The organism is Tunturiibacter gelidiferens (genome assembly GCF_013410115.1).
Classification (GTDB): domain Bacteria; phylum Acidobacteriota; class Terriglobia; order Terriglobales; family Acidobacteriaceae; genus Edaphobacter; species Edaphobacter gelidiferens.
Genome location: NZ_JACCCV010000001.1, coordinates 1,701,636 through 1,716,921, shown reverse-complemented (window position 1 = coordinate 1,716,921; position 15,286 = coordinate 1,701,636). Strand labels below are relative to the sequence as shown.

18 protein-coding genes and 1 pseudogene are annotated in these 15,286 nt (G+C 55.5%); 9 read left to right on the top strand and 10 right to left on the bottom strand.

Annotated features, from left to right (window positions below):
• Positions 1-137: 137 nt before the first annotated feature.
• Together HDF12_RS07245 and HDF12_RS07240 are read right to left on the bottom strand one after the other, a co-directional pair.
• Positions 138-1,391 (bottom strand): type II toxin-antitoxin system HipA family toxin, encoded by a 1,254-nt coding sequence (locus HDF12_RS07245; protein ID WP_179581871.1) that lies wholly within the window; start codon positions 1,389-1,391, stop codon positions 138-140.
• Positions 1,388-1,741: a helix-turn-helix domain-containing protein gene (locus HDF12_RS07240; RefSeq protein WP_218892322.1), complete on the bottom strand. Its 354-nt coding sequence runs from the start codon at positions 1,739-1,741 to the stop codon at positions 1,388-1,390. Before HDF12_RS07240 ends, HDF12_RS07245 begins: the two co-directional genes overlap by 4 nt.
• Before the next feature lie 335 nt (positions 1,742-2,076).
• On the opposite strand from HDF12_RS07240, the gene HDF12_RS07235 reads away from it, so the two are divergent.
• Positions 2,077-2,376, top strand: a complete 300-nt coding sequence (locus tag HDF12_RS07235) for a hypothetical protein (RefSeq protein ID WP_179581869.1) — start codon at positions 2,077-2,079, stop codon at positions 2,374-2,376.
• A 391-nt stretch (positions 2,377-2,767) separates the two neighbouring features.
• Here the strand turns inward: HDF12_RS07235 and HDF12_RS07230 are convergent, their stop codons facing one another.
• The gene (locus HDF12_RS07230; protein ID WP_218892411.1) at positions 2,768-3,763 is read right to left on the bottom strand and encodes an AraC family transcriptional regulator; all 996 of its coding nucleotides are present in this window, start codon (positions 3,761-3,763) and stop codon (positions 2,768-2,770) included.
• 325 nt (positions 3,764-4,088) lie between these two features.
• Between HDF12_RS07230 and HDF12_RS07225 the strand changes: the two genes are divergently transcribed.
• The 4 genes and pseudogenes from HDF12_RS07225 to HDF12_RS07210 all read left to right on the top strand — a co-directional run bounded on the left by HDF12_RS07225 (position 4,089) and on the right by HDF12_RS07210 (position 6,964).
• Positions 4,089-4,820, top strand: coding sequence for an SDR family NAD(P)-dependent oxidoreductase (locus HDF12_RS07225; protein WP_179581868.1), 732 nt, complete (start codon positions 4,089-4,091; stop codon positions 4,818-4,820).
• Positions 4,821-4,980: 160 nt separating this feature from the next.
• A pseudogene (locus HDF12_RS07220) lies at positions 4,981-5,714 on the top strand (SDR family NAD(P)-dependent oxidoreductase).
• 149 nt (positions 5,715-5,863) lie between these two features.
• Positions 5,864-6,466: an NADPH-dependent F420 reductase gene (locus HDF12_RS07215; protein WP_179581867.1), complete on the top strand. Its 603-nt coding sequence runs from the start codon at positions 5,864-5,866 to the stop codon at positions 6,464-6,466.
• Positions 6,467-6,562: 96 nt separating this feature from the next.
• Entirely contained in the window at positions 6,563-6,964 is a 402-nt protein-coding gene (locus HDF12_RS07210; RefSeq protein ID WP_179581866.1) for a nuclear transport factor 2 family protein, read from the top strand.
• Positions 6,965-7,203: 239 nt separating this feature from the next.
• Here the strand turns inward: HDF12_RS07210 and HDF12_RS22255 are convergent, their stop codons facing one another.
• The gene (locus HDF12_RS22255) at positions 7,204-7,332 is read right to left on the bottom strand and encodes a hypothetical protein (protein WP_257025398.1); all 129 of its coding nucleotides are present in this window, start codon (positions 7,330-7,332) and stop codon (positions 7,204-7,206) included.
• Positions 7,333-7,854: 522 nt separating this feature from the next.
• On the opposite strand from HDF12_RS22255, the gene HDF12_RS07205 reads away from it, so the two are divergent.
• Positions 7,855-9,243 (top strand): MFS transporter, encoded by a 1,389-nt coding sequence (locus HDF12_RS07205; RefSeq protein ID WP_218892321.1) that lies wholly within the window; start codon positions 7,855-7,857, stop codon positions 9,241-9,243.
• Between the two features lie 181 nt (positions 9,244-9,424).
• Here HDF12_RS07205 and HDF12_RS07200 read toward each other — a convergent pair whose 3' ends face one another.
• The 6 genes from HDF12_RS07200 to HDF12_RS07180 form a co-directional block, all read right to left on the bottom strand.
• The gene (locus HDF12_RS07200; protein WP_179581865.1) at positions 9,425-9,844 is read right to left on the bottom strand and encodes a DoxX family protein; all 420 of its coding nucleotides are present in this window, start codon (positions 9,842-9,844) and stop codon (positions 9,425-9,427) included.
• Positions 9,845-10,026: 182 nt separating this feature from the next.
• Complete coding sequence (locus tag HDF12_RS21975; RefSeq protein ID WP_218892320.1) at positions 10,027-10,380, bottom strand: Rossmann-fold NAD(P)-binding domain-containing protein; 354 nt, start codon at positions 10,378-10,380, stop codon at positions 10,027-10,029.
• A 206-nt stretch (positions 10,381-10,586) separates the two neighbouring features.
• A complete protein-coding gene (locus tag HDF12_RS21970) occupies positions 10,587-10,898 on the bottom strand; it encodes an NmrA family NAD(P)-binding protein (RefSeq protein WP_218892319.1) in 312 nt (103 codons plus the stop codon).
• Between the two features lie 112 nt (positions 10,899-11,010).
• Positions 11,011-11,532: a cupin domain-containing protein gene (locus HDF12_RS07190; RefSeq protein ID WP_179581864.1), complete on the bottom strand. Its 522-nt coding sequence runs from the start codon at positions 11,530-11,532 to the stop codon at positions 11,011-11,013.
• A gap of 198 nt (positions 11,533-11,730) precedes the next feature.
• The gene (locus HDF12_RS07185) at positions 11,731-11,928 is read right to left on the bottom strand and encodes an NAD(P)-dependent oxidoreductase (RefSeq protein ID WP_179580183.1); all 198 of its coding nucleotides are present in this window, start codon (positions 11,926-11,928) and stop codon (positions 11,731-11,733) included.
• A gap of 11 nt (positions 11,929-11,939) precedes the next feature.
• Entirely contained in the window at positions 11,940-12,338 is a 399-nt protein-coding gene (locus tag HDF12_RS07180; RefSeq protein ID WP_179581863.1) for an NAD(P)H-binding protein, read from the bottom strand.
• Between the two features lie 165 nt (positions 12,339-12,503).
• Here HDF12_RS07180 and HDF12_RS07175 point away from each other — a divergent pair, with 165 nt between their 5' ends.
• The 3 genes from HDF12_RS07175 (at position 12,504) to HDF12_RS07165 (ending at position 15,263) form a co-directional block, all read left to right on the top strand.
• Positions 12,504-13,184 carry a TetR family transcriptional regulator gene (locus HDF12_RS07175; RefSeq protein ID WP_179581862.1) on the top strand — a complete coding sequence of 227 codons (681 nt, stop codon included), beginning with the start codon at positions 12,504-12,506 and terminating at the stop codon, positions 13,182-13,184.
• A 339-nt stretch (positions 13,185-13,523) separates the two neighbouring features.
• Positions 13,524-13,904 carry a hypothetical protein gene (locus HDF12_RS07170; RefSeq protein WP_179581861.1) on the top strand — a complete coding sequence of 127 codons (381 nt, stop codon included), beginning with the start codon at positions 13,524-13,526 and terminating at the stop codon, positions 13,902-13,904.
• Positions 13,905-14,003: 99 nt separating this feature from the next.
• Entirely contained in the window at positions 14,004-15,263 is a 1,260-nt protein-coding gene (locus tag HDF12_RS07165; RefSeq protein WP_179581860.1) for a TolC family protein, read from the top strand.
• Positions 15,264-15,286: the final 23 nt, after the last annotated feature.

Sequence of the window (15,286 nt, the reverse complement as noted above, 5' to 3'; positions counted from 1 at the left end):
CTCTATAGCAGATTGCAAATTGATACGACATCTAATAGATGGTAACGACGCAATTGAAGCTCACTCGATCGTCGAAATCCATTAGTTGCATCGACATAGGTCTTGATCGCGAAAATCGGCCATAAACCATTGATTCGCTATTCAAAAGCTGACGCCATCAGATCTTGCTCCGCACGTGGGATATGCAATCGGCTAGCTTCACTGCGCCAGCTATGGATCGCCGTCTGAACATGCTGTAGCACACGATCAGCCTGTTGGGTCGTCAGGCTGTAATCTCTATAGGCATCCATTGCAATCGCAACATCACAAGTTGTGTCAACTTCGTTGATTGCCAAAGTCAATTCCGTGCGGTCGATCGACGGGTTCATGTCGTAGGCAGGGGAAAGCCGGATACCCTGCTCACCGATGAAAAAGCCATGATTGCGCAGGTGATCGTCTGTATTGTGAACCAGAATATTGAAGAGAACTCGGCGAAAGAGCTGCTCACAATCGGCAGCTGTGTCGGCGCCTCTTGACTGCAGGAGATCGACAAGCTCCAAATAACTCGCCCCAGGCTCTCCGTCTTTATGCTGCGTGAGCGTCATAGCAGAGACGAAGGCGAGCCGCCTCCCATGCGGGGTGCGATCAAATCGCTTCACAAGAAAAGTTGTATAGGTGCTTTCCTGAAGCCGGAGCGGACGAGCTTCCGGAACAACAATACCCGCCTTCAAAGCGAGTCGGTGTGCCACCAACTCCCAGCCTCCGATGTCGCGCGTGTCCTGCCGGCTTGGAAATTTAGCGATACATAGCGTTCCCTCTTCATCTCGCACCGAGGCCTTAGGCCGCGCCCCACCCAGCGAAGTTCCGGGAGCAAATAGCTGAGTGAGCCATCTTTCATACTCTGGATGTTCTTCCTCGTTGATGTGCTGCTCAAATTGGAGGCTGGCAGCTTGCAGTTCCTGAAGCGAAGTGATCGGAGGAGCAGCCAGGTGTTCATCGCTATCGATGAACGCACCCTCAGGTGGCACACGGAAGCGTAACGCTCCAAGCCGGGTCTCATCATGCACACCCAACAGAAAGTCCCATTCTGTTAAGGTGCGGGCCCTTCGCTGCTCTTGCCGTGCGCGTGAATTTTCACGGCGCTGCATCAGCACGCGTCCCCATCGATCGGGAGACGAATCGAGAAAAATGCCGAAGTTTGCTCTGTCGGACGCTGGGTATTGATGGCCTGCCACAAGGGCAAGATCCGGATCAAACGCATAGGTCTCCGGCCCTACAAGCCATGCCTCATCATAGTTGAAGGAGAAGATTTCCCCTGACCGGCTTTGCTGGCAGTGAAGCTCTCCCATCAGGGCCGGTTGCGCAAAACGTTCGAGATCGACATAGACTTGAACGGTATCGAAACGAGTCATGCATCCCTCGGTTCGTTCTCGGCAGGTCTTTCCTTGGCTAATTTACTGGATGTCCGTTTTGGTGCGCGGCGTTTTGGAGTGAGCCCCGCATCCTGCAACTTCCGGCCCAGAACATCGTCGACAGCCAACTGCGCGAGATCGTTCTCCAGTCGTAGAACCTGCATCACTCGTGCGTAGACACCCAACGCGACACCTGGATCGCCTTGTTCCACCTTCGAGAGTGTTCGCCTCGTAATGCCGGCGCGCTGCGCAACGGTCTCCGACGAATACTTTCGCCGCAGCCGGGCAAGCTTGAGGTTCGCACCGAAGCCTTCAAGCAGGCGCGCCATACGAGGGAGTATGGCTGGCATCGTCTTCCCCATAATGAGAATTATTATACACAAAATAACAAATATATGCGCATTTTATTTCCTGTTGCGTGAAATGGCCAATTCCACATTCCATCGTAATCCCTATGATAGAGAGTCAAAACAATGTCCCAGAAAGGTCTGGTGCATTCTAAAACTCGCTACTCCCATGCCACATTCTCAATCAACCAGTGTGAGGCCTACTATCCAAAGAAAGGTGATTCGATCTAGGGCCAACGTACAGATCGAAAGCGTTTCTGAGTGGGCTCATTCGCGTATTTCCTTGTCGACTTACCCGTCGCAACGTTCAATAATGTGGAAACGCGCAGAGGACGAGCATGCCATCAACCGGACAGGAACTCGTTCGCAGTCTGTTCGATTACGTCATCGCTTATACACAGATCAAATCACCGTATGCGCGGAATATTGTGCAGCAACCCTGGTCCCAGTATCTCGGCGAGATACCGCAGCATGAAGCCATCCAGTTCACTCCCCCAGTTTCAAGCGACACAGCCTCAGGTTGGCAGCTACTCAAGATCGGTCGAGCCGCCGCGCCTGCCGGAAATTCTCCTCGATTGGATGGATGCAGATTTGAGGAGCAAGGCAATGCCGAGGATGGCAGCTGCAATCCCGAATAGGGCATGTTCCAACGCGCGAGCGTGCGGAGCAGTTCTTATGAAACGCCACACAACATCATCCGGGGAGATTAAGTAGGTAGAGAGGCCTACAAGGAGCAGGGCCGCGGACTATCAAACCCATGCGATTTCCCGCGATGCTTCGTGGTCCCATCGTCTCGCACCTGCTGCGAATGTAGCACCCTTCATCTTGTTCTACTGAGACCAGTGCTGCGGAGTCAGCCAGTGTTCAGGAATTCTGATGGGGCGTCAACGCCGGGATAACGAGACACTGCGGCGTTTATCGGGACTGATCGTGGTCTGCTTCGGTCGGTTTTGGACCCGCGATGTTCTGTTCGCGAATGCGAGGCACCTGGGTACCTAGGCCCCGCCGCCAAAGTCAGAATCCTCCGCTTCAAAAATCTTCCGCCGTTCCGGCATTACCGTGGCCTTCAAAACCACGCTTGAGGTATTCACCAGGGTTGGCCCCGACAACTCGCTTGAATGCCTTACTGAACGCAGCGTCGGACTCGTAACCGACCAACCGAGCGACGTCTATGAGCTTTTTGTCACGCTGTTGGAGTAACTGCATCGCCTTCTGCATCCGCCACTCGGTTACATATTCCAGTGGTGTTTGTCCGAGTAACTCTTTAAAACGCGCTGCGAATGCGGAGCGAGACATGCCCGCCGCTTCGGCCAGGGATTCGACCGTCCAGGGCGAATTCACTCTGTCGTGAATGGCACTCAGGGCAGTGCCCATTTGAGGATCGAAAACAGCACGAAGCCATCCTTTGTTGCGTTCCGGTCCCGACGCGATATGCGTCCGGAGTACCTGGATAAACAGAACCTCGGCCAGCCGACTCGCGACTACTTCAGAGCCAGGCGCCTGTTCTGCCATTTCTGATGCCAGCGCCTGCATTGCGTTGTGAAGAGCAAGCGTGCTTTTCTGATCGGCCTTAATCAGAATGAAGCTCGGCAATAACTGAGTGATCGGCCTCAGGCTGGCGCGATCGAAACTGAAGGACCCACAGACGATTGTCGTCGGTGCGCCACCTCCTCCACAATGAGCGACATTGCTGTTGGCCTTGGCCCCAATCTCGCGGAAACTCCACCTCGGACGTGTTCGCGGGCTGTCGCGCAGAACAATCGAAGTCCCCTTAGCCACCAAAAAGCAATCACCACCGGTGAGCGGAATCGGGTCCGGAATCCCTTCCACACTCAGCCAGCAGTTGCCGCGCGAAAGCATCGCGAAGTGCGCCAAATCTGTGGGTGACATCTTTTTGTCGGAAGGCGTGACTTTTTCTTCGGTCTGATTTTCCTGTTTTACGCCCCATGGGGCTGTGGCTTCGAGCCTGTGCAGACCGAAGGCGGTTACGTGCATCGTTCTGAAGATATCTGTTATCGGATCCAACTTAGACTCCATCTGCTCTTGAAAGCCATAGTGTTCTGCGAGAACTGTACGAAACTGCACAGCTTCGCTTGTCGGACAAGCGCAGCATCAGGTAGAAGAGGCCTCAACCATGACGGACATGCTCCTTCCTTCCAGCGTCACAACTCCTACACTCCTTTTCCTCGAGCCGCGCGTCCCAGCTCAATTAAAGGTGCAACACAGCTCGGGTCGGCCCTCTTTTTGGACGAATAGACAAAAGATTAGGACCCCCGAGCAGTTCTCGTCCACCGCCAAAGAACTCTACTCTACTGTACTGAATGCTAGACATCTACCGAAGGGAGTAATTATGGGAAAGCTTGAAGGAAAAGTTGCAGTCATCACGGGTGGATCGAGCGGCTTGGCGCTGGAGAGCGCCAAGCGCTTCGTTGAAGAAGGCGCCTACGTTTTCATCACGGGCCGGAGGCAGGAGGCGCTCGATGAGGCCGTCAAGCTGATTGGCCGGAACGTGACCGGCGTGCGCGGCGACGCGTCCAATCTCGATGACCTCGACCGTCTGTTCGACACAGTCAAGCGGGAAAAGGGCAAGATCGACGTCCTGTTCGCGAGCGCGGGCAAGGGCGAAGCCGCCAAACTGGGCGAGATTACCGAGCAGCACTTCGATGCGGGCTTCGACCTGATCGTGCGCGGAACGCTGTTTACGGTTCAGAAGGCGTTGCCGCTGTTCAACGATGGCGGATCGATCATCATGATCGGGTCAGTTGCTTCGGTGAAAGGTTTTCCTGGTTTCGGCGTGTATGCGGCGAGCAAGGCGGCATTGCGCTCATTCGCACGCACGTGGCTCAACGAACTGAAGGGCAGGAAGATCCGGGTGAACGTGCTGAGCCCGGGGCAGGTCGACACAGCGGATTCCCAGCGACTCGACAAGGAGACGAGGGAGATGTTCGAATCCCTGATCCCGCGGGGAAAGATGGGTCGTCCTGAGGAAATTGCGGCGGTCGCGCTGTTTCTTGCTTCAGACGATTCGAGCTTCGTGAATGGGGTGGATTTGGCTGTCGACGGCGGCTTCTCGGCCATCTGAAATCGCGCCCGATCGCCGGAAGTCGCTGATCCGCGGGACTAGCGTGTTCATGGTGGAACGACTTCCGCGCTGAACGGTCGGCCCGCGCTATCCAGTTGACGCACGATGAAAGAACTTGCTTGGACGACTGAATGCTAGACATCTACCGAAGGGAGTAATTATGGGAAAGCTTGAAGGAAAAGTTGCAGTCATCACGGGTGGATCGAGCGGCATGGCGCTGGCGAGCGCCATGCTCTTCGTTGAAGAGGGCGCCTACGTTTTCATCACGGGTAGGAAGCAAGAGCAGCTCGATGAGGCCGTCAAATTGATTGGCCGGAACGTGACCGGCGTGCGCGGTGACGCGGCAAATCTCGACGATCTCGACCGTCTGTTCGATACGGTTAAGCGAGAAAAGGGCAAGATCGACGTCCTGTTCGCGACGCTGGCCAGGGCGAGGCCGCCCCACTGGGCGAGATTACCGAGCAGCACTTCGATGCGGCCTTCAACGTGAATGCGCGCGGAACGCTGTTTACAGTCCAGAAGGCGTTGCCGCTGTTGAACGATGGCGCATCGGTCATCATGACCGGATCAAATGCTTCGGTGAAGGGTTTTCCTGGTTGGGGCGTGTATGCGGCGAGCAAGGCAGCATTGCGCTCCTTCGCACGCACGTGGCTCAACGAACTGAAGGGCCGGAAAATCCGGGTGAACCTGCTGGTCCCGGGGGCGATCGCGACACCGATGCAGGAAGAAGTTCTCACCAAGGAGGCGAAGGCGATGTTCGAATCCCTGATCCCGCGGGGAAAGATGGGTCAATCTGAGGAAGTCGCGACGGTCGCGCTGTTTCTTGCTTCAGACGACTCGAGCTTCGTGAACGGGGCGGAGTTGTTCGTCGACGGCGGCATGACGGCCATCTAACGTCTGCAGACCTCAGCTAGTGACTGACCTTCCGGCCGCCCGCAAAGTGATTTACTGCGAGACGTTTACGGAAGGTCGCCACAAACGGAATTGATGTCCCGCGCCGTCGAAGGCTGGGAATCAATATCAACAAGGATCGGAGAAACATTATGAGCTATGCAATTGTAGGATTCGGAAAGATAGGTCAGGCACTCGCCCACGCCTTCGCCCGTAAGAACATCAACGTGACCGTTGCGAGTCGCCGGCCCCCCGAGGCGTTGGCACCGCAGGCTCGGGCGATTGGATCCACGGTCGTCGCCAAGTCGTTGCGGGATGCACTCGAGGCTGACACAATCATCTTGGCGGTTCCGTTCGGGGAACATCGCGAGATTGCGAAGGCCCTGCCGAGTTGGAAAGGCAAGACGGTCATCGACGCGATGAACTCGTTTCCAGTCCCACCTGAGGAGCTGGACGGTCTTCCGTCCTCCGCATTCGTTGCGAAGTCGTTCACCGGCGCTAAGTTGGTGAAAGGTTTTAACCACTTGGTTGCGGCCACACTGGCTACCGACCCGATCGTCGAGGGCGGCCACCGGGTCGTCTTTCTGTCGAGCGATGACGAGGACGCTATCGCTCCCGTGGCGGATTTGGCCAAAAAACTTGGGTTCGCACCCGTCAAGCTGGGAAAGTTCAACGAGGGTGGCGCGCTGGTGCACGCACGCGGCCAAACTTGGGGTCGGCTCATCTTCCAGGATTTATTCAAGAAGGAGCAGTAATCGATCTACGACCGTGTGATTTGGCTCGAGACGGATGGTCCCAAAACGTCCGATTAGATCGGACACACTTGATGTAAGGGAAAAGGAGAGATTTCGATGAGCATCGAAAAGAATGTCCATATTGTGAAGAATTTTCTTGCGGCACTCGGCCGCCGCGATAAGCAAGGTCTGCTGGCGTTGTCTGCCGAAGATATTGAGTGGATCGTTCCGGGCGAGGACTGGCCGCTGGCCGGCACGCACCGCGGGCACGCGGGATTGGAGAATTTACTTCAGAAGGCTAACGAAACGGTGGAAACTTCGTACCCAGAGCCCCCCGAGTTCATAGCGCAGGGAGACCGGGTTCTAGTCGTCGGCTTCGCTACGGGGAGAATCAAGGCCACGAATAGGAAGTTCGAGGACCATTGGGTCTTCGCCATTAGCGTTCGAAATGGCAAATTGACGAACATCCGGGAGTATATCGACACGCAAGCACTGGCGCGGGCCTCCGAGATGGCGTGAGCCCCCGGCTTTAACCCATCTGAAATTGGCGGATCTCGGTGAGTGCATTTTCGCCAATGCACTCACTGAGACACGATAACTACCAAGAAGTCGGCTTCTCGTCAGTTAACCTTCGATAGTCCGAGATCCGGGAGCTATCCAGAGAAACTCTGTGTGAGCCAGCGCAGATTCCTTCCGTTATGCCGACCTACGATGTGCTTGGACAAGGTTAGGTCAGGGGCGAAGGCGGTCCAAGAACCTCAAGCCGTCTCTGCTTCTTGAGCATCCGCCGCCGCCGCAGCTTTGCCAACCGACTTCTTCTTGGCGCTGTTAGCCATACCCTGCGATACGGCCTTCTCGACCGCGTCCTCGGTTACGCCCTTCTTCACGGCTTTTCCTGACCGCTTTTTCTACTTTCTTTGTTGCCTTCTTTTGGCCTTGATATTCGCCATCGTGGGAACCCTCGGACGAGACCTTGTCTCGCAATTGGAAATTGTACATGGGCTCCCTTTCGTTGTTTTTCCCGCAGTGCCTCCCTTCTGTGTGCCTGATCGCAGGCTCCGAAATTGGCGTTGCATCGACCAGTTGAGACCGCGGGGGTTATCGGAAACTACGGCTTCCCGAATCGCGTCGCTGGGTGAAAGTACCGAAAAATTCGACTTTGCGGCGACCACGGAATCACGTCCAGATAGCCCGTCAACCGGGAGTCATCTGAATCCCTCATAGGCCCATTGTGTAGTAGCGCCGAGCCATGTCCCGAATCAGACGGTGTGTAGATCATCTCGAATAGCCCGTCTATCTCACGGACCATGGGCCTCCAAACTGCGGACGCTGTTTCCTCCTGCATATTCATGCCCCATTCATACGGCGCAAATGCGCGCAGGCATCAGACTAAGGGCGAGGTAACGTTCATGGCAACGTCGATCGACACCAGGCAGACCGACTTCTCCGAGATGGATAATGCGGGGATTTCTAAAGAGCACTGGAAGATCATGCTGATCTCGGGCATGGGTTTCTTCACCGACGCCTACGATCTCTTCGTCATCGGCGTTGTGATGGCGCTCCTAAAACCCATGTGGCATGTGGGAAAAGTGGAAGAGGGCCTGGTCGAGTCAACCGCTTTGCTTGCCGCAGCTATTGGCGCGCTCCTCTTTGGTCGAGTCGCGGACATGGTCGGCCGCAAGCGGATCTACGGCGTCGAAGTCCTGGTTCTCGCCGCAGGCGCAATCGCCTGCGCCTTCTCTCCCAATATCTGGTGGCTTATCGGATTTCGTTTCATTCTCGGCATTGGAATTGGCGGTGACTATCCAGTTTCCGCCACCATCATGAGCGAGTACGCCGGCAAGGCACACCGCGGGATGCTCGTCACCCTGGTCTTCGCGATGCAGGCTGCCGGACTCATCGTCGGTCCTCTTCTCGCTGCTGTTCTACTCTCGACTCATCTCTCGCATGACATCATCTGGCGCATTCTGGTCTCTTTTGGTGCATTGCCCGCCCTCGCCGTCTATGGTGCACGTCGCCACCTGAAAGAGTCACCGCGTTTTCTCAAAGCTGCAGGCCATGAAGAGGACGACTCCGGTAATCTCAAGAAGGCAAAACATTTTGATAAAAAGACGCACTCGATCTCCTTTTGGGACGGCTTTACCCGTCTCGTCGACAGCAAGATGATTGTGATCCGTCTTATCGGTGCAAGTGCCGCATGGTTTCTGATGGACTTTGCCTACTACGGCAATACCGTCTCCAGCCCGCTCGTGCTTTCGGCCCTAAGCAGCGACCACTCGGTCCTGCAGAAGACACTGACCCAACTTTGCATCTTCACTGTGTTCGCGGCGCCCGGCTATGCGATCGCGGCGCTGACGATGGATAAGCTTGGCCGCAAGACGATACAGGGCCTCGGCTTCGGCATGATGGCGCTGAGCTTTGGCCTGCTCGCCCTCATTCCCAATGTCGAGAAGCTGATGTACCCATTCCTAATTATTTACGGCTTCAGTTACTTCTTTACCGAGTTCGGCCCGAATGCCACCACCTTCGTTTACCCTTCGGAGATCTTTCCAGTCAAGGTTCGAACTACTGGTCATGGTATCGCTGCTGCCATGGGCAAGATCGGTGGCTTCTTCGGCGTCTTCACTTTCCCGTTCTTTATGCACTGGCACGGCTTGCCTGCCGCAGAGGGTGCGGCCGCTATCGTCAGCGCCCTGGGTCTGATCGTCACAATCTTCCTCCTGCCCGAAACCAAGGGTAAGAGCCTCGAAGAGCTCTCGGAAGAGCCAGCGACTCCGCTGGAAAGGGCGGCTGCCTGACATCCGCAAAGGGCTAGGATGTGTTCAGCAGAGTTTGAGAGCCTCTTCGACAGAGACTGGTAAGTCCCGGGTAGTCCGCAACTCGGAACTTAGCGGTTTGGTAAAGAGAAGCGCGTTTAGCATGACTGATAGTGCCGCCGGCGGCGTGTCTGGAAAAAGCAAACTGCACCGAGCGTTTTCTTCAAATCGACCACCTGTTTGCGCGCATGCAGCGCCTCAACACATACGAAGCGAAGACGAACGCCATGACGAGAATCGGATCATATTTATCCCAAGTACTGCCACCGCCATTCAGTTGTGAATAGAACGCGAGTAAAAGAGTGATCGCGAAACCAGCATAAACCCACTCAGTCAATCGAGGTACATTGGGAATCAGAAGGCCCACTCCACCAAGGATGTGGGTTACGCCAATCAGAGGGATGATATAGAGCGGGTATCCGAGCTGCTGATTGGCGATCCTCCATTCGCCAGGATCGTGAATTAAATATAGCCTTCCGAAGTACACCCACATGAAGGCGACAAGGCCGGTTGTTACCATCGCGGCTATTTGAGTTGCTCGACCTGCCTGCACGGATTTATCTATTGTTTGTTCAGCTTTCATAGTAAAAGGATCCTCTTCTTGCGGTTACGATGGGATGGCCTTTCGCCAGCGCGGAACCAGACGATCAGCCGTCCGGTTCCGCCCGTTGCACCCAAACAAGAACTTTCATGTTTGAGCTCAATCTTTTTTGACGTTAGCGCCGCAGTTTCCAAGGAACCGGCGTGGTTAAGCCTGCCCCGGACTTACGCCTTGACGGCGTTCTGTGCAGCCGCAAATACATCGCGTGCGGACGTCGTACCCGCTATGTGCTCCGTACCCGTGACTCCGAGGTCCATCCATCCGGCGTTAACGCTCTCATACATTTCTTCGGCAGGCCCAGTGTGGCCCTTCGGTATGCCGAACTGTTCGAACGCTTCCGCCCACCCTGCACGCGGGACTGCAAAGGCTTTTACGTCGAGTGTCAGGACTTCACCCAATTGTCCGGCCACTTCGTCCGCGCTTACAATCGAACCCAACTCGATGACGCGAGGCCCTGACCACGCCGGCCCGGTCAGAAGCGTTGCCACTTCCGCGCCGATGTCGTCTGACGCGACCATTGTCGATTTCCGGTTTGTAGGATTGTAGAAGACCGGTAGTGTTCCGCCTTGGGCGGCCTGTGAGCCGAAAAGAAAGTTTTCGAAAAAGCCGCCTGCGCGCACAAATGCAACTGGAGATGGCAAGCTGCGAAAACCTTGCTCCAAGAGTGATAAGGCCGTGACATTCCCCACCCCGCTTGTTCTATTCGCGCCCATCGACGAGAGCGCTACCACCCGCGGGGCACTGCCTTGGTCAGCGCCTCGACATAGTTCGCAATCACGCCCTTTGCTTCTCTGTAATCAGGAGAGGGTGCCCATACAGCCGGCAACATAACAAACGCGCCCTCAACACCTTTGAGCGCCGCCGCTATGGCCGTCGAATCGTTCCAGTCTCCCTCGACCAACTCCACACCTTGGTCTGCCCACTTCGCCGCCCTCTCGCGATCGCGCACAAGCGCCCGCACCTCTTTGCTTTGCTTCAGCAGATGCCGCGCGGTGGCGCCCCCAACTTTTCCAGTAATGCCCATGACTAAATACATGCTCGTTTTCTCCTTGTTGTTCTTGCAGCGATATGGGACCGTATTTGCAGCCCCGTTTTTGCGTCGCGACGCATCTCTTTAGTTCAAAGGTGAACTCAAGAGATGCCCCACGCTAAGCATGGTTGGTGACGAGAAATGTCTGGTTTTTTTCCATGGACTTGGTCAACTTCTCAAAGTCGGCCTGAGTGAGTTGGGCGGGCAAGAAGTCTGTCCTGCCATCCGGATGCACCGCATCCTTCATCATTCGCTCGTGGTGATACGTTGACACACTCAGCACGCGGCACGGACGCTCACTCTTATTGAAGAACGAGTGAGGTGCATTGGGTTGCACCACCAAGCTCTCGCCGACTTCATACACGTTCCACTCAGCGGCGCCCTGACTGTTCCAGTGTCCAATTGATAGCGTGCCTTCCAGCACATAGAAAAACTCTGCAAAGGGATGCTTATGGAGGGGAATCCCCATGCCCGGCACGACCGTGGTTTCAAAAATGGAGAACGTGTAGCCCGTGTTTTCTCCCAGTGCCCTCCACAGCAACTGCATAGGCCCGATATCAAGCGCCGGGCCGCCTGTTTTGTTGTTCTTAATAACGTTGTGATGAATGACTTCTTCAAGCGGTGTGGGGAAATTCGACATAAAACAATCCTTTCGTGAACGAAGTTGGTGCTCTGACGTGAATCCCAGAGCTTGTGAGTTGCGCAGCTAGCACTCCGCTAGTCCCGTGGGTTTTCACAGTTATCTGTCGCATCGCTACAGGCCTTTACAGGGTCGATTGGATCGCCTCGATGAGAGGTGGTTGATCCTCGCCGAGGTCTTGCTATGTGGTCGTCACCGTCACTGCCTGACGCACATACAGGCCACTTTCAAGTTGCTGCACCATGAAGGCTGCCAGATCGGCCCGCCCGATCTTGCAGCCTTCTCGCCGCCCTCCGTGCTCAGCACCCTGGCAACGCCGGTCTTCTCGCGGTCGGTCAACATCGGCGGCCGCACGAGCGTCCAGACCAAGTTGCTGCGTTCGATCTCGGCCTCCATGCCCGCCTTGTCTACCAGCAGACCCTCAGAAACGTCCGCATGAGTACGTGCTCGTTGAAGAAGCCAGCGTTCTTGACGCTCTCGCCCGCACCCACTACTGAAATCTTCAGCAGTCTCCGCACGCCATGGCGCTGCATCGCGTCGACAATATTGTGTGCCGCGCTCGTTTCCATCGTCGTCACTTTCCACGGCGTCTTGCCGCCCAGCGCGTCGATGACCGCATCCTGCCCGGCTACCGCAACGTCGACCGCAGCCGCGTCTAGCACGTCTCCTGCAACAACTCTGACATTCGCCTTCTTGTACTGCGCGGCACCGCGCACGAAAGCCGTCACCTTATGCCCAGCAGCCAACGCCTCGTTTACCAGCGCCTCTCCGCTCTTGCCCGCTGCTCCAATCACTAGAACTTTCATCGCATCCTCCTTTGCCTCGTACATGGCCGCCCATCCAAATACGCGACCTGACAATTAGATATCTATTCCAACCATTGGTTGTAAAATAATCGTTGGTTTTATTTACCAATGGTCGCAAAGCAACATTTGGTCGCAAAAATCGCCAAAGGAGACTAAGCTACTGAAGTGACATCCACATCACCAAGTCGTCGGGTAGAGCGCAAGGAGAGGTTGCGGGGCGAAATCCTTGCGGCTGCAAGCAAAATGTTTGCCGATCGCGGTTACGAAGCCGTGACGCTTCGCGAGATCGCTAAAGAGATCGGCTATACGCACGCCGTGATCTATCAGCATTTCCCCGACAAGTGGCACATTCTTGTTGAGTTGAGCAGCGAGACGATCGGGCTGATGGTTCAGAACTTCGACGCGATTGCCGCTAAACATCTTGCACCGAAAGATCGTCTTTTTGCGACTTCACGCGGCTTGATTCAATTCTGCATTGCCCATCCGCAACAGTTCCGTAACGTCTTCTTCGGACCTGAGAACCGCAATGGCGTCCGCGCTGGACAATATATCAACGACATTGGCGCGCCGTTGTTCGGACGTTTCGTGCAGCTCTTTTTCGATGTTGCCAAGGAGGAAGGATTGCCAAACAGAGATGACATAGTGGTAGCTCACACTTGGTGGTTTTCGATCTTTGGTCTCGCCACACTCATGGTCATTCAAGGGGTTGTGCCTGACTTGCCTGACCAGACTCTCGTGGTAGAGCAAACGATCGCAACGCTTTGGGCGGGCGTTCAGGCTGTTCCGCGATTGCCGAAGAGTGCAATCTCTAAGCGATCCGGCCGATCCAGTGCCTCAAAGCAATAACAGCTTCTGTCTACTTAGGAGCTGTTGGAGGTAACCGTGAGAGTGCGTAGATCTGAACGCTATGAAGTATTGAGACAGGTCGACGAGATGAAACGCAATCAGAGCCTGTGCGTGCGAGATACATAGGCCTTGATCGCTTAAGCACACTGGCATTCGATTGGTAATGCTAAGTCGGCTTATGGGAAGTGATGGCGGCCGATCGTTACCTATCCACGGCAGAGGTCTGTTCCGCCTGCTGAAACAAGCGACTCATTTGACAAGACATTCCCTCTGACCCGGAAACCTGGAGGGTGCGGAATCGCCATTTGCTCAATACGTCTGGGTAGACGTAGTCTAATTATGGCGATGCGTATTTTCCGGCAATTCGGCGTGCTGGTCTTACTGCTGGTGTCGTGCCTGGCTCCGGCGATGGCCTGCGTGGTTTCCAGTACGGAAATGAACCCCGAAGAACGTGCCTGCTGCCGCATGATGAAGAATCAATGCGGGCAGATGGACAATATGCCTGGGTCGCATGGCTGCTGCCAAAAGACCCCGCCGAGCGTCCACGATAACGCGCTGGATACGAAGGCGGTGACATTTCACCCGGTTGTAGCCCCTGTCATCTGGTTGGCTGCCTTTGAACTGGTGAATCCGGCCTCCACTGTCACTGGGTGGGTCGAGCGCCCCGACTACTCTCCTCCAGAGTCTCCACCTACAACCATTTCCATCCTAAGAATCTAGTCAGCTCCTCTCTCGCACTCTACCTTTGCCGAGCACGCACGCCTATACGCGTGTGTTTCGCCAAATGTCTTGAACTGCACTTGAGATTGGAGCTTCCGTATGAACGTGGTCTCTTTGACCGCCACGCTCGCGCTAGCCACCGCATTTTCTGCCTTCGGGCAGACGCCGGTGGCGAGCCCGCCCACGCCCTTGTCCCAGCTTTTAGCTGAGGCCGGGGCGAACAACCCACAGATCTCCGCGGCCGATCACGGCGCACAAGCTGCCAGGCAAATGGCGCCGCAGGTCACTACGTTGCCTGACCCGAAATTCACCTACCAGCAGTTGAGTGTGGGCAGTCCGAAGCCGTTTGCTGGCTATACCAACAGCGACTTTGCCTACATCGGCGTCGGAGCGTCGCAGGAATTGCCTTATCCAAGGAAATTACGGGCGCGCGGAGAAGTCGCCGAACGCGACGCCGACACAAAGCTGGCTGAAGTTGAAGTCACGAAAACGAGTATCGCCGACTCGATCAAGGCTGACTATCTGCAACTGGCATATCTGCAACAGACGCTCGGCATCCTCCGGCAAAACGAAACCGTGCTTGACCAACTCATTCAGGATGCAACGGCGCACTATCAGGTCGGTCAGGGGATGCAGCAGGATGTCCTACAGGCGCAAGTGAACCGAACCAAGATCGTGAAGGAGATCACGATGCACCATCAACTAATGGGACAGACACAAGCCCATCTCAAGGGCCTGCTCAGTCGGGATCAGGGATCTCCAGACATTGTTACGGAAGACATGATGGAAACACCGCTCACGCGCACGTCTGATGAGTTGCTTGCAGTGGTCCGCCAGGCCAACCCACAGATTCAAGTCGATGCAAGTTCCATCCGGAAGCAGGACGCGCAGTTGGTGTCTGCGAAGCGTGAGGGGAAACCGGATTTTGAAGTTGGCTATATCTATCAGAATACCGATCGTAAGTACCGGGATTACTACATGTTCACCTTTGATGTGCGCTTCCCGCGCAGGGCACGGGTGAATGCGGAGATCGCAGAGGCCACGGAGAAGCGCTCCGAATCACGACAAACCCTCAATGCGCATCTGCAACAGCAACTCGCTGAGGTGAAGGAAGGATATGTCAAAGCGACGAGCGATGCGGAGCTGCTAAAGGAATATCGGGAAGGTCTCATCCCACAATCGGATGCCGCGTACCGGGCAACACTAAACGCTTATGCGTCCAATCGTGAGCAATTCATTCATGTTCTCTCGTACTTCACCGACATTCTGAGTCTGAGGCTCGAATACGCGCAGACCCTCATGGATCACGAAGCTGCTTTGGCCCACCTCGAATCTCTGACAGGAGCGACACTGCGATGAACAAATATGTCTTGAGAACCTCA